Genomic DNA, 20,886 nt, shown 5'->3' with positions numbered 1-20,886 from the left:
GAGGTGTTCGAAGTCTCAACCCATCGGCACAGGAGCCCTGTTGGTTCCCCACCCTGCCGCACTCGACCTGCCTCATGCTCTGATCGAGTGGATATCCATGCTCATCGTCACCCGTGGGGGTGACCGCCGCTGCAAGCTTCCGCCCCACCAGCGTGCCCTCGTGGGCCTGGTCTACCTCCGCCGCCACGACACGCTCACGCAGATCGCCGCGGCTTCGGCATACCCGTCGACACCGCCCACGCCTACGTCACAGCAGTCGTCCGGCACCTGTCCGGCCGGGCTCCGGACTGCTGCGGGTTCTGCGCGAGACCACCCCGGACTACGTCCTGCTCGACGGGACGCTCGCCGAATGCGACCGGGTCGGCGACAGCCGGGCCGACTTCTCACAGAAGCACCGCCGTCACGGCGTGAACGTGCAGGTCATCACCGGCCCCGCCGGCAAGCTGCTGTGGATCTCGCCCGCGCTGTCCGGCCGCACCCACGACCTGACCGCCGCCCGCACCCACCGCATCATCCGGATCTGCGAACGCCAAAGCATCCCCGTCCTCGCCGACCGCGCCTACATCGGCGCCGACCCCTGGGTGACCACACCCATCAGACGACTTCCCGGCCGGGACCTCACCACGACCCAGCAGACGATCAACCGCGCCCTCTCTGCGGCGCGGGCACCGGTCGAACGAAGCATCGCAAGGCTGAAGACCTGGCGAATCTTCCGCCGGGCCCGCTGCAACCCCAACCGCATGACCGCGATCGCCGCAGCCATCCTCACCCTGGAGTGCCAACGCTGAAAATGCTCACTGTTGCCCGCCTCCGTCCACCAGCAGGTCACGGAGGGGGCGGCAGCACAGCTCGTAGGGGGCGACCAGTTCCTCAGGGGCCCGCTGTCCTCGGTTGCGGGCCTCGCGCAGATCCTGTGAGGCATCCTCTCCCAGGGGACGAGCTGGTGCAGCAGCCGGTAGAACAATTCCGTCCCCGCATTCATCCGCTTGAGGCCGTGGCCTGAGCCTGAAGATCCCAGGACGTTGCCGACGGTGATCCCGGTCAGCCTGTGGCCCTTGCTGTGGCCCTTGGCCGCGAGGATGAGGGCGTTGCTGCAGAAAGCCGCGCTGACGGCGCCCGATCGTACGTCCTCAACTGAAGCGCCCAGGTTCCGAAAGCGTTCGAACCCGCACGGATCGCGGCTACGGGCCATTGCACGGACCAGGGCTCCTGGCGGCCGGCCCTGAGGCCAGCCAGTTCACCGATAGCCGCAGAAGATCGTCAACTCGGCAACCCCGAAGTGTCAGGTCAAAGAACCTGTGGTCACCAACTCGGTGAGCGCATCCTCTGCCCTACGGAGCACGATCCGGCCGTCGTCGGCGCTGTACGCAACGATGCGAGCTCCAGGGTTCAGCCCGGCCTCGGCAAGGACTCCTATGGGAAGCTCGAGTCGGCCGTCCTCGCCGATCTCCAGTTCAGTTGGTTCGCGCAGCATGGCGGCAGTCTTCCACAGCACTCGGAGCGAGGGTGGGGCACGGATCTGCGCCCCAGGATCACGGCCAAGCCGCATCGGCCATACTTGGGAGTTGATGAACTCGCTGCCTCGAGAGCCGACCACTGGTGGCTGGTCTCCACCAGATGGATCCTGGGCGTCCTCCGCTGCGAACCGCCGCAGCATGTTGGGGAACCGGAACCGGGACACATCCCCGGAGCGTGCGCTGCGCTCCCTCGTCCATGCGGCGGGCCTCCGCTACCGGGTGGCTGCCAAGCCGCTCCCGAAGATGCGCCGTACAGCGGATCTCGTCTTCCGTCCGGCCCGAGTCGCAGTCTTTGTCGACGGCTGCTTCTGGCACGGATGCCCGGAGCACTTCGTGCCGCCGAAAACGAATCCCGACTACTGGCGAGAGAAGATCGGGAGGAACGTGAAGCGCGACAGGGATACGGATGTGCGCCTCGAGGAAGCGGGCTGGCTCGTCCTCCGGTTCTGGGAGCACGATGCGGCTGAGGCGAGTTGCGCGATCGTCTGCGCTGCGGTCCGATCGCGCCGAGGCGCGGCGGCACTCCGAGAGGAACAGGAGGAGTAGCGACGCCGAGCCCGCGGCCTCTGCATGCGGATCCGGCAGGCCCGGCGCCATCTACTTCGTCTACCGTATTGACCAGCGCAGTTGTGATCGCGCTAGCCCGGGTCGAACGCGGCCTGGTGGGGAGCAGCAGGGGTGGGGGCACCAACGCATGGCAGTCGAACGCACGAACCGCGACATCAAGTCGCTCATCGGCCAGATCGCCGATGGGGAGATCATGCTCCCGGAGATCCAGCGGGGCTATGTCTGGCGGGCCTCGCAGGTCGCAAAGCTCGTGGAGTCGCTGTACCTCGGATATCCGGCCGGGACGCTCCTGCTGTGGAAGACGGACGAGGGAGCTGAGACGCGCACAGCGGCCACCGGATCCGGTCAGGGGCTTCCCAGCGTCATGCCGCTGTATCTGCTCGACGGGCAGCAGCGACTCACCTCGCTGTACCGCGTCTTCAAGGACCATCCCGCAGCGCAGATCGTCTTCAACATCGAGACCGAGGCGTTTCAGAACCAGAGCAACGCCACGCTCAGGAGTCCGAAGTGGGTCAGGGTCTACGACGTCGTCGGTCCTGAGGCCGACTCGTTCTCGCTGCAGATGCAGCTCCGCTCGGCGGGACTGTCCATCGACAACGCGGAAATCGGGCGCCGCCTCAAGGCACTGGAATCGATCTCGCAGCGCGACTTCCACATGGAGGTCCTCCACGGCTTCGGCTACGAGGAGGTCACACAGATCTTCGTCCGCGTCAACAGCGGCGGCCGCCCCTTGAAGACGACGGATCTTGCGATGGCGACGCTTTCCGCCCGGTCGCCGGGATTCCTCGGAGAACTGGAGAAGGAGTCGGCGCGGTGGGCTGACCACGGCTACCGGGCCGTGGACACCAACTTCCTCATCAAGGCGATCACGCTCAGCCTGTCCATCTCCGGCAAGCGGACCTCGTCCGTCTCCAGACTGACGACGGCGAATCGGGAGTCCGTGGCGGAGGCCTGGGAGCGGGTGCGCCGCGGACTCGAGCGCGTCGTCCCGCTGCTCTCCGAGCAGCTGCTCGTCCCGACCTCGGTACTCCTTTCATCCGTCTCGGTCCTGCACCCGCTGATCGTCTTCTACGGCCGACTGCCTGCCGACGCCAAGGTAGACCCTGAGGTGGAGAAAGGGCTGCTCTACTGGTTCCTCGCTGCGTCCGGAAGCAACCGCTACGGCGGTGCGACGGACAGCGCCCTGACCCAGGACGTCAACGCCCTCGACTCCGTCGAGCCTGTCCGCGCGCTCCTCGCCAACCTGCGCCTGGAGGAGAAGGGTTTCCGCGTCACCGCCCGAGATCTGGCAGGGCGGAACATCCAGAGCCCGTACATCATGCTCTCCTACCTGGCAGCAGCCCATTCCGGCGCGGAGGACTGGTGGGCTGGCGGGCCCATCTCCGTTGTTGCCGAAGGGACCGACAAGCTGCAGTACAGCAGCCTGCACCCTGCTGTGCAGCTGCGGAACCACCGCAACAAGTATTCGTCGGCAGAGATCAACGAGCTGGCGAACATCGTCTTCGTCTCGCCGCAAACGGCCAAGAACATGATCGGAAACCGGTCTCCCGCCGAGTACATCGGGGAGGTGCAGGCCGACGACCTGGCTGCTCACGCTGTCCCGACGGCTGACCCCCGGGTCTTGGAATTTGACGGGTTCCGGGAGTTTCTCGTTGCTCGCCGTGCGCTCCTCGCAGGAAGGATCAACGCCCTCCTCGAGCGCTTCCGCCCCTCCTTTATCGATGCGGGGGACGCCAGCAGCGCGAGCTCCGAGGCGCCCCGCCGGTCGCTTGTCCTGACCGGGTATGGCGCGGGGAGCCGTACCATGCTGCTCGCCGAGGCACAGGCCGGGACACAGCACTGGGCCGGCCGGATCGACACCGCTGAACTGGACGCAGCGCTCGATGCTGCTGCAAGCGGACTCGACAGTGACGTCACCGTGGCCGGCGAGAGTGCCCCGCTGGCGGTCGACGAGGACGGCATCACGCTGCCGGTCGGCCCCTTCCGGCTCCGCGGTACTGCGGACCAGTGGCGGCTGGCCCTTAAGGAAGCCTTCTCGGATGCCCTGCCTGCAGCCGACTGCCCTGAGCAGGAGTTGCAGGCGTGGGTCGGCGAAGCTGAGGAGTTCCTGCTGACGGACCTCGGCGTCCAGCGGCCGTAAGCGCCCTCCGAAGAAGGCGGGAGCCCTAGCACAGCACTCCCGCCTTCAGCCGCTCACGCCGCCTCGAAGCATTGCTCCGGCCGTCCCTGCCCCGAGCAAAGGGGCCAGCCGCGGGATGCCTGGGACGACCGCTTCAGGAGGTACGTCGAGACGACACGCCTCCCACCGCCCCAAAGGGCCCCCGTCCTGCGGAACTTGGGCGCTGATCCACTCGGCAGAGACGGATGCGACCGCAGCGATCTTGTGGTCCTGCGTGAGGTGTACGGCTACGAGTTGCCATGCCGGGTCGCGGCGCATGGTCTCGTACTCATGGCGGGACAGATAGATGGCCAGCCGTCCGCGTCGCACCGTGCTCTTCGCCTCGATATGCAGCGGGTGCCGCCTCGCGTGGACGGCGATGTCGTACCCGAAGCCGTCGGAGTATGCGGCGACGTGTTCGATGCGGACGTCAGTGGCCTCGGCTAGGAGCTCGATGAGGGCCAGCTCGCCGGCGCTGCCGATGAGGGCCCGCGCCTCCGTATCGACCTTGCCCCAGACCGCACTGACCTGCTCGTACGCCTGGTTCTCAGAGATACCCAGGGCATCGGCGGCCCGCAGGGCATCCTCGGGAAGCTCCTCCGGGCCGCGCACGAGGATGTCGGCGTCCTGGAGCCACGGCACGCCACTGGAGGCCAGAGCGGCGCGGAAGAGGGGCTCGCTTGCTGCGGCGATGTTGTCCAGGTCCGCGAGCAGGCCGGTCTCGCCGAGCCATGTGTAGGCCGCTTCGTACTGAGTGGGGGTGAGGTCGCTGTAGTCGGCGTGGTTGGTGAACAGTGCGCGGCACCGTGCGGGGCTGGAGTCTGGGAGCCGTTCCAGCCACCGCAGGGCGGCGCGCAGGACGGGGCTAGGCGGGACGGCCACGGAGGTGGCCCATCAGCGCCTGGAGGTCCCTCTGGTCGAGGCCGCCGCCGACGGATGGCTCCTCGTCGAGGTCTGCGAGCTCCTGGACGGCGGGGTCGTCGAGGATGCGCCCCATGAAGAGCAGCTTGTCGCTCAGCCGCTGCTCGACGACCTCGTCGATGCTCCCTTCGGAGGCGAGCACGGTGATGCGGGTCTCCGCTTCGGGCGCGAGGCCGAGGCGGTGGATCCGGTCGAGGCTCTGCAGGAAGCGTCCGGCGGCGAAGTCGCGGTCGACATAGACCGCGTCGTGGCAGTCGTGGTGCAGGCTGATGCCCTCGCCGAGCGTGGCCGGGTTGGACAGCAGCACCATGCAGTCTGGATCCTTCCGGAAGCGCTCGATCTCTGCTTCGCGGTCCTCCGTGCCTCCGTGGACCATGGCCGGTCGGAACTCCCTAAGGACCCGCTCCAGGGTGTTCAGGCTGCGGATGAACGTGGACCACACCAGGGTCTTGCGGCCCTGGGCCGCGTTCCTCGCGACGATGGCAAGGACCTCGCGGTACTTCGGGGACATCTCGTAGCTGGGGAGGTCCCGCATGAGGTCGAAGAGCGGGCTGCCCTCGGGCACGGCCAGAGGCGGGACCTGGTACGTCAGCGGTTCGTAGCGGGTTGTGCCGACAGCGAGCAGGGCCGGGCTGGTGGCCGCCATCAGCATATAGACGATGATCTTGCCGAGGGCCTGGAAGTCGCCCTCCGATCCGGCGGCCCGGGCGGAGAACCGGCCGATGAGGGCTTCGTACACCTCGTGGTGCAGCGGGGGCATCGGAAGGGTGCGGAGGGTCGTTGTCACCGGGGGCAACCCCAGTTCGTGCTTGGTCGTGCGGGTGAACAGCGGGCGCAGCACTTGGCTGGCCTTGGCGAGGTCGCCGCCGGCCACGGCCTGCGTCACCTTCTGGCGCCCGTACCCGGGCCATACGAAACCGAAGAGGTTCTCGATGTCCTTGACTCCGTTGGGAGCCGGGGTGCCTGTCAGGATCAGGCGGTGGCGTGCCCGCGGGCCCAGGGCGAGGCAGGCCGCCCCGTACGTTCCCTCCACGCCGAGTTTCATCCGGTGCGCCTCGTCGAGGAGGAGTACGGAGGGCCGGATGGTCAGCCACTGGCCGAGCTCTTCGACGGACTGGCTGAGGCGCTCGTAGTTGATGATGAGCACGTCCGCTGCCGGGTCGGTGTCCCGGGACAGCACCTCCATGCGCAGCGGCTCGCTGAGGCACTGCTCGTTCTCGTACTGCCACGACTCGTAGCAGGACTTCGGGCCGACGATCAGCAGGCGCTCGACGCCCTTGGTCGTGCGCAGCGCCTGGAAGACGGCGAGTCCGACGCGCGTCTTGCCGGCCCCGGGGACGGAGAAGTTGGCCCCGTGGCGCAGCGAGAGGAGCTTGGCGATGTCCCGGCGCTGGAACGAAGTGAGGTCCGCGGTCCACCCGGGGCCGAGAAGCGCGTCGACCTCGTTCTCGGGTACTTCGTCTGCCCCTCCGGCCGCCGGGTCGAGGCGCTCGGACACCGTCTGGGCGTCGACTGCGGAGTCCGTCGCAAGGGCGGCCAGTTGCGGGTCCCACGAGACGCTCGACTGCGCGGGCCATGCCGTAAGCGCCACGAGGTTCGTCAGGAGGTCGTCGATGTCGATGTCCATGCTCACGGGGGAGCGCTGCACGCTGCTGCGGAAGCGGAGGGCGAGACGGCGCAGGTCTGCCTCATGCCCGGCGCCGGCCCGCAAGCGGGCCTTCGCCACGCTGTCACCGAAGCCGATCTCCAGGCTCGGAGCGGTTGCGGGCATTCCCATCAGCTCTCCCGGGTGGCGTTGAGCAGCCATTCGACGCCGTCCCCCGGCGAGCTGAACGTGCGGCCCGCTTGCTTGGCCAGGCGCGCGAGACTCGCACGGAGGGTGAGCAGTGCGTCGTCGAAGGAGTCCTCGTCGAGGGCACGCTTCGCCTTCGCCTCGGCGAACTCCGCTGCGCACTGGTTCACGTAGTCGGCGGCGTCCGTCAGGCGCTCGGGCACCGCGATCTTCCGCTTCTGCAGCTGGGCGTTCTGGCCTGCCATCTTCACTGCGACGTCGAACGTGCCGCGGGCCGACTTGATCTTCGCAGCGGCCTGCGTGACCTCCGCGGGCGTGAGCTTGGCGCCGGCGAGGGCCGCGGCCTTGGCCTTGAGCAGACTGTCTGTGAGGGCCCGGGTCGCCTTCACCACCGCGGTGCCGTCCTGGACCGCGACGCCCGGAAGGCCGGGGATGGACACTGCGGCGGAATCCTGCGCGGCGGGGCGCAGGTCGGCCGGCAGCCGCTCGTCGAGGAAACGGGTGTGGAAGTCGGCTTCAGCGAGGCGGACCGAGGTCTTCGGGTAGTTCAGGACGACCATCGCGAGCCGGGACTCCTTCAGCTGCTCGGCTCCGTCCGGATCCGTCTTCGCGAGCTTGGTGTAGTCGCGCTGCAGCTCGCGGAGCTTCTCCTGGTGGTCTTCGAAGTCGACCAGGCGCAGCCCGACGCCGGTGGCCGGATCCTTGCTGCGGTCGATGGCGTCGTTGACGAGTTCGTAGACCCACCGGTCCTGGCGCAGTGTGGTGGTCTTGATGTTGAAGTCCCGTGCCACGTCCTCCGGGCGGCGTCCGTGGGCCAGTTCCTCTTCGATCGCGATGAGGCGGTTGATGTAGGAGTATTCGCGCCGCTTGTCCTTCCGGAGCTGGAGGGCGAGCTCGACGTTGTTGATGTCGCGCCGCGACGTGTCCGCAGGCAGGACCCCCACGCGGATGTCCTTGATCCCGATCTTGCGGAGGGCCGCGCAGCGGGTATTCCCGTCGACGAGGATTCCGTCGGGGCTGATGATGCCGGGCTCCTTCTGCCCGAAGTCGTCCAGCTCGTCTTGCAGCGCAGTGAAGTCGGGGTCCGTCTGCGTCGGATTCGCAGGGCTCCGACTGAGGAGGAGAGCGAGGTAGTCCTGCGCATCCTCGCTCCAGGGTTCCTCTTCGAGTACCTGGTTCTGTTCGGGGTCCAGCGTGCGCTGCGCGCGGATGCGGTGGGTGTCCGGGTTGAGGTAGAGGAGGTCCACCGGCATGGAGATCACGCTCAGGTGCTTCTGCTCGCCGCGCCACTCCACCGTGACCTTGGCGCCGTTCTCAGCCATGGCCTGCCTCAGCCGCTCCTCGACCATGGACCGGATCCGCTCGCCCTCGGGCGGAACACCGAACTTCACAGCCATAGCCAGGCCTCTCCTAGGTGGGTAAGCAGCCGTACGCGCTTGTCAGGAATAATGGCAGGAGTCACTGACAACGGGACGGGTGATCATCCAGACTTGCACGTCTGACGACCCGAGGAACGGAGCAGACGTGACCCTCCCCGCCTGGAACGACCCGGCGCTCAAGGGCGGAACCATGATCAGGGGAGCTCTGTGGCTCGTCCAGGAGGTCGGTGAGGGCAATACCTTCACCAAAGAGCAGCTGCGCGACGCGTTCCCCGGCGTCTCGCAGGCAGACCGCCGCCTGCGAGACCTCCGGCCCTACGGGTGGGTCATCCACACGAACACTGAGGACGCCTCGCTCATGGCCGAGGACCAGCGTTTCGTGGAAGCCGGGGTGCCGGTGTGGGATCCAGCGGCCCGCAGGGCAGCCGCGCCCCGGAAGGCGATCACGGCCAAGCAGATCCAGGCCGTTCTGTCTCGCGACGACTACATGTGCACGGTGTGCGGTATCGGCGGTGCAGAACCTTACCTGGATGACTCGAACCAGACGGCAGTGCTTTCGGTCACCCGGCGTACCTCTGTTCTCCTCGACGGCAGCGAGGAGGAGCTCCTCGTCACGGAATGCAAGCGATGCCGTGCTGGTGGCGGCGGCCAGGTGGTACGCGCCGATGAAGCCCTCGCCGAGATCAAGAACCTGGACCCAGCAGATCAGCGGCGGCTGGCCCGGTGGGCCGAGCGGGGCCGCCGCGGCTCGACAGCGCTTGAGCGGGCGTGGAATGCCTACCGCCGTCTTCCTAGCGAAGCGCAGGAGGAAGTCCGCAATGCACTGGACGCCTGACCAGCACTGAAGGCTCATCGCGTTTAATGATCATCATGCGAGCTGTCACTGCTGCCGCGTACACTGCCAGCCTTGTCTGATTCGCAGAGGCCGAGAAGCACCCCTGGGCCGCCACCTGCGACTATGGTGCTGGCGCGGAGCCTGTGCTACCGGATGCCCGTGTGTTCATGACGGTGGTTGCAGCGGCGCCGCCGGTTCTGCGCTGGAGAGCCTGGCGTGCCTGGAGGGAGATCGAAATGTCGGCTGTCAAGGCTGAGAAGCCGCTTGAGGTCGTCGAGATCTGTGCGGGCGCGGGCGGCCAGACCCTCGGGCTGGAGCGGGCAGGTTTCCGCCACCGCCTCGCCATCGAGCTCGACGACAAGGCTGCCGAGACGCTGCGCCGCAATCTTGTGGAGTTCCTCGGATACAGCGAAGACGAGGCGCGCGACTCCGTAAAGGTCGGCGACGTCGCGGACCCTGCTGTCTGGAACCCGGTCATCGATGCAAAGGACCTGGACCTTCTCGCCGGCGGAGTGCCCTGCCCCCCCTTCAGCATCGCAGGCAAGCAGCTGGGCTCAAGCGATGAGCGCGATCTTTTCGCCTGGGCCATCGAGCTCTGCGGCAAGGTGCGGCCGAAGGCATTGCTGCTGGAGAACGTGCGCGGACTCAGCGCCAACCGCTTCGCGGGCTATCGCCAGCACGTCCTCGACCGGCTCAAGGAGTACGGGTACATCGCGGACTGGAAACTCCTCCAGGCGGACCATTTCGGCGTCTCCCAGCTGCGCCCCCGCTTCGTCCTGGTGGCGTTGCAGGAGGAGTACGCACCTTACTTCCATTGGCCTGAGCCCAACCCTGAGAAGGCCATGTCCGTCGGGGAGCTCCTTGAGGACCTTATGGCGGAGAACGGCTGGACGGGCGCTAAGGAGTGGGCCCAACGAGCTACCGGCATTGCGCCCACTATCGTCGGAGGGTCGAAGAAGCACGGCGGAGCCGACCTGGGCCCCACGCGTGCCAAGCGCGCGTGGGCGGAGAGGGGCGTCGACGCGATGGGCGTAGCAGACGAGGCGCCCACTGCAGCCGGGCCCCCTATCATCGAGGGCCTCCCGCGCCCGAAGCTCACCACGGCCATGGTCGCCCGCATCCAGGGCTGGCAGGACGCGGATAGCGAGGTCTCCGATAAGGAGGACGACTTCCGCTGGAGGTTCCACGGACGGAAGACCAGCGTGTACCGCCAGATCGGCAACGCGTTCCCGCCTCCCGTCGCTAAAGCACTCGGCAAATCGATCTACAACGCCCTGAAGATGGAGGGCGAGCCCCACGATCTCGTGGAAACTGCAGATGTCGTCACCGACCCCGTATACAAACTGCTGCGCAGCAGTACACGGGCGCTGTCAGTCGACCAAATCATCACGAAGCTCTCGGCCGCGGGCACTGCCATGGACCACCCGACGGTGGAGCGGCACCTTAACCACCTCAAGCACGACTTCGAGATGACGACTGTGATGCGCTCCAACGGGGCCGACGCCTACACCCTCGGCGAGTTCAAGGCCTTCGTTGGTCAGGACGACCACCAGCGCCATGATTTCTTCACCCAGCACCGCTCCAAGATCAGCTGACTCGCACGATCGTGGATCCGGTGAGACCAGAAGGGGTTCCCACCGATGCGGGTCAAACCGCTGCTTGAGGGACGCCGTTAACGGTCAGCCCTGAGTCGAGGCGCGAGCTTTCCCTCTCCTCTTCCGCATCGTTGGGCTCCTTGGGCCGCTCACCCCTTTCTATCAGTGGAGTATCCGCAAGGGAAAGGAGTCGGATCAGCTCGCTCTGCAAGCCTTCTTGGAGAGGGGTTCCGTCCTCTCCAAAGGATTCGATCTCGCCACTGAAAAGAAGGCGCTGAGTCGACTCATGCGTAACTTTTACGGTCAGGATTCCGCTGTGGTCATAAATGAATCGGACGAGCAGGGCATTCCGCTCAGGATCTTGCTCGGGTTTTGGAAGCCTCACCTCCAGACCGGCTAGTGGGAAGGCGCGATCACTGTCGGCAGGGTACCCATTCTCGCCTTCGACGATCTCTACGGTCACAGAAGAAGCCATCGGGCGCGAGGGAAGGAAGCGGCACTCACCGGTTGCAGCGAGGGTCCGGTTCCGGCGGATCACCGGTTGGAATCCCTTGCGCGGGCCTGCATCGAAGGCGGTCCCGAGATCGTAGTTGGTGACCAGGCTGAAGCGGTCTTTATGGTCGGGATCGTCAAGAGCAGCGGAGTAGATGGCAGCGCCGCGAGCCACAGCTGTCATGGGGTTGCAGAGCTCAGGCGGGATGATGCGGTCAGCGCCGAAGATGCTCGCGACTGCATCCCGGGCCTCGGGGATCTGAGAAGTACCGCCGATCATCAGGACTGCGTCCACGCCGGCCGGGGTGACGCCGGTGTCTTGCAGGCACTGCGCCAGCGGTTCCATTGCCCGCTCAATTAGCGGGGCCACTGCCGCGGTGTACTCGGTACGGGAAATTTTGAGAGACTTCCCAAGTTCCGGTATATCGAGAGGAACCTCAGAGACATCCCGTCGAGAGAGTGAGATTTTCGTGAGCTCAACGACTCTGCGCCATCTGTCACGCTCGCCCCGTGACATCTTTTCAGGGATCTCGCCGAGCTTCTCCAGGACAATCCGGGCCAGCGCCTCATCGAATTCGAGGCCGCCAAGCGCCGCGATGCCTCGAGAGGAGAGCTCCTCGAAGTACTTGCCATCGTAGTCCAGCAGGGTGACATCAATAGTGCCACCACCCCAGTCGAATATGAGCAGATTTCCCGCGATGTCAATTTCATTCGCATAAGAGATCGCTGCTGCGGTTGGTTCGTTGAGGAGGGCCTTCACATTGATGCCGGCCAACCGTGCTGCAGCCCGGGTTCGGTATCGGGCCCCACCGGTCGCATTCGCAGGAACTGTGATGACAGCTTCACTGAGGTCGAGGAAAGCGCGCTGAGCAGCTTCCTTCATCTGGCAGAAGAGGGCTGCAGCAGCCGCCGTGCTGCGGAACGGCTGCCCGGCAAGCCAGACGTGGTGCTCGTCAAGCAGAGGGCTGTCGGCGTCAGCTAGCTCAGTGCCCGCGGAACGGGTTCCGAGCATGCGCTTGACTGCGTCGATCGGGACGGTCGAAGACGTCTTCGCCGTCCAGCCAAAGCAGAGCGTGCGCTGCAGCTCCCGGATGCCGAGGACGCTGGGGAACAGGTCCTCGGACTCTGGAAGGCGCCACTGTGCAGGCACGTTTCCACCGTCGACAGGAACGATCTCGCTCGACAACCCGTCCGAGCGTGCAACGACCGAGTTACTGGTACCGAAGTCGATTCCAAAAGTCACTGGTCCCCCTTGTCGTCAGCGTGGTCGCTTTTCCCTGCTTGCTCCGGGCCGCGGAGCTTCGCCGCGTATGCACGTACGAGTGGGGGAACGGCTCTGTTCGCCGAACGCGCGCCTCCACCACGTGCCGCTGCCACGTGAGGCATCGACTGGTCCGCATAGGACTTCTGGCCTTCGTCAGGACTCACCGGAGGTGCCTCTTCGCCAACACCTTCAGCTTGCCGGAGAGGCAACTTCTCCGACGGGGCGCCTTCGGCCTCCATCTCTACGAGGCGCCAGTCATGATGGTCGGCAGCGGGCCGTTCGTTCGGAGACGCACTGCTCTCCCGGAGATCGGGGACGGTCTGCTCCCGATCGCCGACCGAAACATGCCGTGTCTCGGACGCCCCTCCCCGGGGGTGCCGACGTGAGTGACTCCCGTGCTCTTTCCCGCGCGGCGGAGGCTCCGCGAAGCCGGCCCCCAGTGGCCGCAACCAGCCTGACTCGATTGTTCGATTGGTCTCGGTATCCAGGTAAGCGGGGCTCAGAACCTCGTATGCGTCGCCCGCTGTCGGAGGTGCATCGGCAGCAGTTTCCTCGTTGGACCGCGCCAGGTTGAACGCGGACAGGTCACCGGGCTCGATCACGCGCTGGAGACCAGCGAGCTTCAGCTCAGTCTCGATCCGATCCCGCAGCTCCCGTAGAGAAGATGCGTGGGCTGCTGCCCGGTCGATCACCGCCAGTTGGGCAAGGTGCCGCTCTCTTACTCGCATACCTTCGACCACGCCAGCGCGCACGGAGTCTGCGATCTGCTTACCCATTGATCGCGCAGCACGTGCGGTGCCGCCGTCGTCCTGCTCGCCGAGGGCTTCGCATAGAGCGCCCAAACCGGCTTCGATTCTCGGTTCGAGCACAGACAGCAGCTCGGCAAGCAGGGCTGCAGCATCAAATGTGCCGACAGCGACTCTTGGATGGCCCGGTCCGATGAGGATCTCAACCGCGCGATCACGCGGTACCTCTCGGCCGCCTCCAGTAGAGATCGGCATCTTCCTTTTGGGAACGGTCTGTTGCTTCTGATCGGCCGTACCGGAAGGGGTGCTTCCTTGGTGAGGCCTTCGTCGCCGCTTTGACCTGCCGCCCGAAGTCAGTTTGCGCTTATTCGAATTGCTACTCACTTGCTGCTGCTTTCAGATGGGGGGCTGAGCTGGTACCTGCCGCATCGTGCAGTCCCAGGGTGGTACAGGCAGCTCGAAGGATGTCACTTGCAGCCTGGCTTCTCGCGTACTCGCGTTCGCTGGTGGTTGCCGGGTCAGTACGGCGCGGCAGAGGTCGGGCTCCATCATGGACAGGCACATTGGCCGCAGACGACAGCTCCCACTTTTCCGGAGAGAGCGGCAGCCGGAAGGATCCAGTCACGGCGTGACCGCGCTCCTCATCCTGGATGGCGTCCTTGGCTTGGTTCGCCATTGCTTCGCCTTCTCCGCTGAGGCGACGGCGCAGTCTTCGCCATGCGCTCTTCCACTCAGACTCGGGGGCCAGGTCCTGAAGTCCCAGTGCGATGTAGGGATTCAGCACGTAGGCGCTCTCCCGGCGGTGCTGAAGCTTCCGGATGACTTCTCTGTTGCCCTCCAGGTTCGCACGGGTTCGCGGAGGAAGCCGGTCCTCGCCAACCCTCTCTCGGGCAGAGGATGGATGGATCTCCTCCAGGGCATCGTCATACGACGGTTTGGGCGAAGTCCGGAGGATGCGGAGAAAGGCGCGGGTATTGTGACCTTCCCACCTGGCGGCTGCCGTGAGCCTCTGCAGGGCTCTCGTCTCATCCCACGCGTGTCGGAAGAAAATGTCCGCGCGATCTTTGTCACCGTGCAGTTCCGCCAGACTCCCATTCCTTACCATCCAGAGAGTCCGCCGGACCATGAACCAGCTTCCAAATTCTCTTTGGGCGGTCAGGTCTATCCGGGCTTTTGGAGCGAGATTCTCCAGAACGGGCCAGAGCCACTTGTGATCTGTAAGACTTCTGGGGATGTTGCCGCTGTCACGAACTGCTCTCAGCTGGGAGGCCAGGGACCAAGGCTCCGATGCGTACGGCATCAGGTCGTCTATGGCCGTGACGTCGCCTTGTGCGAGGCGTGTGATGCAACTGCGCCGTACGATCTCATCGTCCCAGCAGAGTTCCGCGAGCCGTTGGGTCGGCACTTGTGCTGGGGCTATGCGCGCTTGCAAGTAGAGGCTTCGGTCGTCAGCGACACCTATACCCTGGTTGCGAAGGCGCCCTTGGTCGATCAGGTCGTCGATGACAGGCAACGGCAGGTGCAGCAGGAGCTCCTGCTGTGCCTCTTCAGTGATGCGGATCCCCATGGTCACACGTATGTAGGAGGTGTAGCGTCTCCACGCCGCGTCGGGGTCCTCCTTCCGGCCTTCGGCGTCCTGCTCGCTGTTGTGGCCATCAGGGATCCGGCCGGGCAAGTCGTCGGCCAATGCCAGTGCGCGAGCCGATTGCAGATGAGGTAGCAGATTCGGGAACGCGTCCAGAGCTTCGGCCAGCACGCAGACGGCTGCGATGGAGCGCAGCGGTTGAACAGCGGAGACAGCTGCCGCCGCCAACCACTGTTTGTCGGCCACCTCAGCCCGCTCTTCGAGACCGTTTGCCGGGAACCCCGCTGCGCGTACGCGTTGAGCGAGGCGTTGGACCGCGCCGACGGCAGCTCTCCACTGCTCCTCGGAGAGAAACCCTTCGGGTAGTCGCGCCGTGGGGGAGTTCCCCGGTACGGAGTCGAGTAGCTCAGGGCTCTGGGGCACTGCGGGGGCGGAACCGGGTGCCTCCTTGCCTGCGGCCCGGGCAGCGATCAGGGAGAGCCGACGCTGTCGCTCCCGCTTGATGAGTGCCAATCGCGTGGCCGAGGCTCCGCCGACTTCGGGCACGGGCTCCGGAGAGTGCGAAAAGAGCGGATTTCCTATCACAGCTCATCCTCGGCGTACCGGGCAATCGCGGAGGTCACTGCCGCCGGCGTCCGGTCCAGGCAGTACGCATCCACGAACGCGGTCCGCTCGGCAATTCCTAGCTCGACAGCGGCTTCTGACAGCTTGCTTAGCCGCAGCGCCATGGACCCAGACTCAGCCGACTCCATGGGGTGCTTGACCGCCACGGCGAGGGGTTCTTCTGAGAAGTCGCTCTCCACCACAGCGATGAGGCCAGCGGGTGTCCGACGTAGGTTCGCTTCGATTTCTGTCCGGTCCCTAGCCCAGCGGTCAAGCAGCCTTTCGTGGGCCGCTGTGTCGACCTGCAAGTCCCCGCCGCGCAGGACACCCAGCAAGTCCCGGGCGAGACGCCAGTCGAGGAGAGGATGCAGGCGCATGTTCGAGTAGTCGCGAAGACAGCGGTAGCAGGAGCCGAGGCATTCATCTGCGTGGGCTGCGCCAAATTTCTCCAGGTAGGTGACGACCGTCCCTAGGAACTTGTCGATCTCATCCACTGCGCCCAGATGGGTGCTGAATCCTGCGCCGTTTTCGAGGCTGTCTGCGAGATAGGCGAAGACAGGGGAGGCGGTTGAGGCTGACCCGTGGATGCCGGCAATGAGCTCCTCAGACTGGACATCGAGGTACGGGGCCGCGGCGCGGCGGAGCAGGGCGGACAAGGAGTACCAAGCAGCTCGGCGACCGTGCACTTGATCGGTGAAGCCGTGCTGCTGGCCGTACGCGGAGATGTCGAACCTGAGACCCCGTACGGGGTCGACTGCGGCACGGGCGCCGATGAAGAGCATGTCCGTGTGCTCAGTACCGCCCAGTGCGGTCTCTATGTCTGCTTGGGCTTTGGGGCTGTCAACGACGTGATAGCCGCGCCACGGGCCATTGGCCTTCTTGAAGCGGAAGAGGCGGCCGTTGTTGCTGTTGATGGTGTAGCGGCTGCCGCTGCCAGCGTGGACAACAAGCCAGTCGTCGGCCGTGCGGCGAACGCGGGGGGCGTCGTTCTCAAGGTCGGCAGCGGTGCGCGTGCTCGCTCCGCCGCGGCCCCACTCGCGGGATCCGTCGTAGTCTCGCGGCTCGCCTGCGCGGAAACCTGCTGGTTCGCGGAAGGGGAACGCCGTATAGCTGCGCCCGGCGGCTCCGCACGCCGGGCAGGAGACAGCGTCGCTCTCCTGGTCCACGGGCTGGATGTGCGCGCAGAGACGGCACATGGCAACCCAGTTCTCGGGTCCGAAGGGCTCCTCCTGCGCGATGGGCTTGGTTAGGCCCGGCCGAAAGGAGACAACGCCCATCGACTGGTGCAGGCGCCCATCGCGAGGAGTCTCTGCGCCAGGTGCGAACTTGGTGAGGGAGAGGGAGAGGTCCCGGTCGATGGCTCCGTCCGGCGGCCATGGGAAGTTTCGGTCTGGCAGACGGGTGTAGAGGTAGCGGACCCTGGTCGGGAAACCGAACATCGGAAGCAGGCCGGATTCGGCGAGGCGCTGGCTCAGGTCGGAATGGCCGCTAGCGGCATCGGCAACCTTATCGATCTGGTCGATGAGTCCATCTACGCAGGCCGTTGGCTCAAGAGATGCGACCGGTTCGGGTGTCCGGGCCTGGAGCGCCCGTCCCGCGGCCGCCACATCTCCCTGGTGTTCCGCGACCCAACGACGGACCGCATCGGAGTGCGTCGGCCAGTCCTCGGCCAGACCGAACTCACCGTGGATGTTCTGAGTCAGCGGTGTGCTCTTGAAAACCCCCGAGGCGGCGATTGAGGCGAACGCCTGGCGGAGTACTTCGCCGAGTAGGACCCGCTTGAAAACCGACTCCATACCGAGAGCGAGGTAGGGGGCAGGAGTCGGCGCGTTGGTGATCTCCTGAGGCCGGGCGAAGTAGTGCTCGTCGTGGCTGCGACCGCGGCAGACGGTGAGGGCGACCGCGGTCGGATGCCCCCGCCGGCCGGCGCGTCCGACCCGCTGCTGGTAGTTGAACCGCGTCGGCGGCATGTTGGCCAGCATGACGGTGTGGAGGGATCCGACGTCGACGCCCGCTTCCATAGTTGTTGTCACCGACAGGACTTCGATGCCGTCGGCAGCTTCGACGTCGTCTTCGCCGAGGAAGACATCCTGGAACCTCGCCTGACGGGACTGCGCTTCGATGCGGTCAGTCTGGCCGGTGAGTTCGGCGGCGCGCAACGGAAACCCTCCGGTGCCGCTGTCCGCCTTCCACGCGTAGTAGTCGTCGTTGAGCGCGCCCTCGTACTTCTGAGGGTCGGAGGGCAGCTGGGCTCGGCACTTGGTGCAGATGCCCGCGCCAGGATGGAGGTGGGGGCGGCGGCAGGTGGTACAGGTCCAGGTGCACCCGCTGCCTACTCTCAAGGAGACCTTGGCGGGGTCGATCGTGTACTGGACAACGGCAGTTCCCCAGACAGCGAGGACGCGATCGATTACCTCGCTGTACTCCGTACCCTCCCTCTGGGCGACAGCCTTCCAGAATCGGGCCAGCGGAGCCGGCGGCTTCTCGGAGCCGCCGCGCAGTTCCTTGAAGCGGCGCATCATGCCGAGTACCCGCAGGCTGGCCCGGGCCAGGGAGAGGCCGGAGCTCGCCGACAAGTCGATGGGGGAGCGGTCGTCGGAGAAGCTGAGCCAGCCGAGACCGAGGGATTCGAAGTCCATGCCGGCACCAGTAAAGAGCCCTTGCACGAACTCGCGGCCCAGGTTGTCTTCGATGCGTGAGAGGAAATCTTCCTGGTCACCGATAAGGCCCGCTTTGCGTCCCCGGTCACCCTTCCAGTCGAAGAGAGACGTCCACCGGATCCCCTTGTGCTCCTGCAAGGAAGCCGCGGGGCCGCCAGGATTGATGCCCCGGTCGAGGAGGCGCCCTCGAAGGTCGTAGCGCAGGTCCGCGAACGACGGCAGGCGGCCGAGAACGGACTCGAGTTCCGGCATCCGCGCAGGATCGGCGAGGGGGTCGTTCTGGAGGATGTCCTTGAGGTCGGCTACTTCCCGCGGATGCCTGCCGCGCAGACGAGTGATGGCTTCGACTGCCTGGTCCCGGTCGGTGGAAGCGCCTCCGCCACCGTAGAACGCTTTGAACAGCCGAAGGTCTGACTGCGGGTCGCCTTGCCCCTGCACAGCGTCGGCCGCCATAAGGCGGAGGAGGTCTTGGTAGTGGCGCAGGGCCAGGCCGCTCGCAAGATCTGCAGCATCGTCCCGGCTGTCGGAGAACGCGATGAGTTTGCGCTCTGCGTCCGGAAGGTGACCGAGGACTTCTGTTGTCAGGACCTGGTTGAGCTTCTCAAAGCCGGTACGCATCCGCCGCACCGGAGTGCTGCGCAGGCGGGACGGGTGATCGATGCCCACCGGCTTCATGGCCCCGGTGCGGGCGTCGCGGACCTGCCTCTGCTCCCAGTCGTCTCCGCAAGCGGGACAACGGGTAGGAACGGCCGGCAGGGACTTGAGGTCGATGGGCCGGCCCTCCCCCGTCCGGTCGGGTACGACGTGGAAGGACCAGCCGGTCGGAGTCGCCTTGTCGTTGACCAGGCGCCCTGTGTCCGGCAGATAGCGGCTCTCCCGGAACTCGAACGCCGCACGGCGACCCTTGTTGGACTCGCCGCCGCTCCACGACGCCTCCTCCGTACCAAGCGCTGCGGCACGCGGCCAGTAGACGACGTAGTTGCCCGCATCGGGGGCGCCGGTCACCTCGTCCGGTAGCCGGTCGAAGTCAGGGAAGTCCGTATGGAGCGATCCCTTGAACGCCTCACGCCCCATCGAGGACGGCACGGTGTATCCGCCGAGCATGAGATCGCCGCAGCTCTGGCAGTACAGGAGTTCCAGCACGCGCGCGCCGCAGCTGCAGCGAGGGGTGGGCGTACGGAACAGGCGGCCGACACGGCGCCGCGAACTGCGTTCCCCGGGTACGTCGGGGCACATGGGGTCCGAGCAGGCCCACATGCCGTCGATGTTGCGGAAGAACATGTGGGCGCGGAGCTTCGGACGCCCCTTTCCGTCCGCGACGGCGAGGGCCTTGAGGACGCCCCGCAGCCCCTCCGCTTGCCCCTCGCGCGTGGGCGCGCCGGGAAAGAGCTTCTCGGCAGCATCGGGCAGCGGCATGGCCTGCGGCTTTCCCGCAGGCGCAAGCGCCAGGGCGAGCGCGTCGGCAGCGCCGGTGGAGTCCAGCAGCTCGTTGGCCTTGCTGCTCGTGAGTTGCTGGGAGGCGGCCGCAGACAGTGCGCTTAGGTGCTCCGAGAGGTCGACTGGCCGCGGCGCAGGCAGCACAAGGTGGCCGGGGATTACCGTCTGCCGACCGCTCGGCAGCGCGAAGAATGCCTCAAGGAAGTCATCGTCGCGTCCCGCTTCCAAAGAGGCAGAGGCAGCAAGGACACGGAACTTGTCGGGAGCTGAGTCCAGGCCGAGGCGATGGCGCAGTTTCCGCAGCAGGTAGGCGACTTCGGTTCCAGCCGTTCCCCGGTACATGTGGAGTTCGTCGAGAACGAGGGTGAAGCGGGCCCCCGGGGTGGTCTCAAGCCATCGCTTGGTGGCGCTGAAGAGCGGGTCCTCCCGCGGCCGGGTCAGCATGATGTTGAGCATCGAGTAGTTGGTGACCAGGATGTCGGGAGCAGCATGCTGCATGTCCCAGCGGGCGTGCATTTCGGAGCCGCCCGCACGCGGAATGAAGTCGTGGGACTGCTCGCCGCTGCGGTTCTCGCGGTCTTCGAGGCCCGACATGTAGCCGCGCATCCGGTCCAGAGCGGGCCGGGAGTCCGAAGGCCCGGATACCGGGGTGGCCCCGGTGTAGCGGCCGAAGTAGAAGCGGTGGCCGTTGCGGTGCTGGTCAAGCCACGCACGGGCCGGATCGCTGTCGAGGGCCCGGCGAAGCCGCACCAACTGGTCGTCGGCTAGGGCGTTGGTCGGGTAGAGGACGAGAGCCCGCATCGCTGCTGGGTGGCCGGACTCGCCGCTCCGGCTGGGAGTGAATCCTTCACGGCCCTGCCACCACCGGGGCTGGCTGCTTCCCCGCCCTGTCCAATGGAAGGACTCGGCTACGAGATCGGCGATCAGCGGAAGCAGGAATGCCTCGGTCTTGCCAGAACCAGTACCAGCGGTGACGACGAAGTCCCGGCCGTCCCCGCACGCACTGACAAGGGCGTCGTGCTGGTGGCGGAAGAGCTCCTCCACGCCGTCGGGCAGCGCGAACCGGGCGAACTCTGCAGCCTGGCGGTGCGCCCCAGCCGCGCGGAAGGAGTCCGCCAGAGGCATCCCGCTCATCTGGTACTGCGGTCGCAGCTCAAGGAGCGGCTCCCTCCACGCCCCGCCATCCGTGTTGAGGAGCTCCCGCCTCTCTCGCATGACGGAATCGTCATCGACCGCGAACGGCGTGTCGTAGTAACGCATGAGGGTGTCCCGCAGCGCTCGGAACGAGCCGGGGATGTCAGAGGCCGAAGGATGGCCCGGGCTGGGGGACGAAGT

General features: G+C 66.2%; 11 protein-coding genes and 1 pseudogene. 5 read left to right on the top strand and 7 right to left on the bottom strand.

What is annotated here, in order from left to right; genetic code table 11:
• Positions 1-40: 40 nt before the first annotated feature.
• Positions 41-788 (top strand): annotated as a pseudogene (locus ACH4K1_RS06280) (transposase family protein).
• Positions 789-1,282: 494 nt separating this feature from the next.
• On the opposite strand, the gene ACH4K1_RS06275 reads toward ACH4K1_RS06280, so the two are convergent.
• Positions 1,283-1,474, bottom strand: a complete 192-nt coding sequence (locus ACH4K1_RS06275; protein ID WP_398087142.1) for a hypothetical protein — start codon at positions 1,472-1,474, stop codon at positions 1,283-1,285.
• Positions 1,475-1,568: 94 nt separating this feature from the next.
• Here ACH4K1_RS06275 and ACH4K1_RS06270 point away from each other — a divergent pair, with 94 nt between their 5' ends.
• Positions 1,569-2,063, top strand: a complete 495-nt coding sequence (locus ACH4K1_RS06270) for a very short patch repair endonuclease (protein WP_398087140.1) — start codon at positions 1,569-1,571, stop codon at positions 2,061-2,063.
• A gap of 148 nt (positions 2,064-2,211) precedes the next feature.
• Positions 2,212-4,224 (top strand): DUF262 domain-containing protein, encoded by a 2,013-nt coding sequence (locus ACH4K1_RS06265; RefSeq protein ID WP_398087139.1) that lies wholly within the window; start codon positions 2,212-2,214, stop codon positions 4,222-4,224.
• 45 nt (positions 4,225-4,269) lie between these two features.
• On the opposite strand, the gene ACH4K1_RS06260 is transcribed toward ACH4K1_RS06265, so the two are convergent.
• From ACH4K1_RS06260 to ACH4K1_RS06250, 3 genes are read right to left on the bottom strand one after another with little or no spacing between them, the layout of a single operon-like run.
• On the bottom strand, positions 4,270-5,124 hold the full coding sequence (locus tag ACH4K1_RS06260; RefSeq protein ID WP_398087138.1) for a protein NO VEIN domain-containing protein: 855 nt from the start codon (positions 5,122-5,124) through the stop codon (positions 4,270-4,272).
• On the bottom strand, positions 5,108-6,940 hold the full coding sequence (locus ACH4K1_RS06255) for a DEAD/DEAH box helicase (RefSeq protein WP_398087137.1): 1,833 nt from the start codon (positions 6,938-6,940) through the stop codon (positions 5,108-5,110). The genes ACH4K1_RS06260 and ACH4K1_RS06255 overlap by 17 nt, the downstream gene beginning before the upstream one ends.
• The gene (locus ACH4K1_RS06250) at positions 6,940-8,352 is read right to left on the bottom strand and encodes a transcriptional regulator (protein WP_398087135.1); all 1,413 of its coding nucleotides are present in this window, start codon (positions 8,350-8,352) and stop codon (positions 6,940-6,942) included. The genes ACH4K1_RS06255 and ACH4K1_RS06250 overlap by 1 nt, the downstream gene beginning before the upstream one ends.
• A gap of 127 nt (positions 8,353-8,479) precedes the next feature.
• On the opposite strand from ACH4K1_RS06250, the gene ACH4K1_RS06245 reads away from it, so the two are divergent.
• Positions 8,480-9,169 carry a hypothetical protein gene (locus ACH4K1_RS06245; protein WP_030124239.1) on the top strand — a complete coding sequence of 230 codons (690 nt, stop codon included), beginning with the start codon at positions 8,480-8,482 and terminating at the stop codon, positions 9,167-9,169.
• Positions 9,170-9,405: 236 nt separating this feature from the next.
• A complete protein-coding gene (locus ACH4K1_RS06240; RefSeq protein WP_398087133.1) occupies positions 9,406-10,764 on the top strand; it encodes a DNA cytosine methyltransferase in 1,359 nt (452 codons plus the stop codon).
• A 52-nt stretch (positions 10,765-10,816) separates the two neighbouring features.
• On the opposite strand, the gene ACH4K1_RS06235 is transcribed toward ACH4K1_RS06240, so the two are convergent.
• The 3 genes from ACH4K1_RS06235 to ACH4K1_RS06225 all read right to left on the bottom strand — a co-directional run bounded on the left by ACH4K1_RS06235 (position 10,817) and on the right by ACH4K1_RS06225 (position 20,811).
• Positions 10,817-12,499, bottom strand: a complete 1,683-nt coding sequence (locus tag ACH4K1_RS06235; RefSeq protein ID WP_398087132.1) for an Hsp70 family protein — start codon at positions 12,497-12,499, stop codon at positions 10,817-10,819.
• Positions 12,500-13,642: 1,143 nt separating this feature from the next.
• Positions 13,643-15,097 carry a hypothetical protein gene (locus tag ACH4K1_RS06230; RefSeq protein WP_398087130.1) on the bottom strand — a complete coding sequence of 485 codons (1,455 nt, stop codon included), beginning with the start codon at positions 15,095-15,097 and terminating at the stop codon, positions 13,643-13,645.
• Positions 15,098-15,432: 335 nt separating this feature from the next.
• Positions 15,433-20,811 carry a DEAD/DEAH box helicase gene (locus ACH4K1_RS06225; RefSeq protein ID WP_398087128.1) on the bottom strand — a complete coding sequence of 1,793 codons (5,379 nt, stop codon included), beginning with the start codon at positions 20,809-20,811 and terminating at the stop codon, positions 15,433-15,435.
• Positions 20,812-20,886: the final 75 nt, after the last annotated feature.

Origin of the sequence: Streptomyces sp. NPDC017448 (genome assembly GCF_044330565.1) — a bacterium.
Classification (GTDB): domain Bacteria; phylum Actinomycetota; class Actinomycetes; order Streptomycetales; family Streptomycetaceae; genus Streptomyces.
Note: the sequence above shows the minus strand (reverse complement) of the source record. Positions and strands in the feature narration are given on the sequence as shown.

Bases quoted from the DNA above. Each gene is read 5' to 3' on its own strand.
- ACH4K1_RS06225 (WP_398087128.1), bottom strand. From the start codon at position 20,811: ATGCGTTACTACGACACGCCGTTCGCGGTCGATGACGATTCCGTCATG.
- ACH4K1_RS06240 (WP_398087133.1), top strand. From the start codon at position 9,406: ATGTCGGCTGTCAAGGCTGAGAAGCCGCTTGAGGTCGTCGAGATCTGT.
- ACH4K1_RS06265 (WP_398087139.1), top strand. From the start codon at position 2,212: ATGGCAGTCGAACGCACGAACCGCGACATCAAGTCGCTCATCGGCCAG.
- ACH4K1_RS06275 (WP_398087142.1), bottom strand. From the start codon at position 1,474: ATGCTGCGCGAACCAACTGAACTGGAGATCGGCGAGGACGGCCGACTC.
- ACH4K1_RS06270 (WP_398087140.1), top strand. From the start codon at position 1,569: ATGAACTCGCTGCCTCGAGAGCCGACCACTGGTGGCTGGTCTCCACCA.
- ACH4K1_RS06250 (WP_398087135.1), bottom strand. From the start codon at position 8,352: ATGGCTGTGAAGTTCGGTGTTCCGCCCGAGGGCGAGCGGATCCGGTCC.
- ACH4K1_RS06255 (WP_398087137.1), bottom strand. From the start codon at position 6,940: ATGGGAATGCCCGCAACCGCTCCGAGCCTGGAGATCGGCTTCGGTGAC.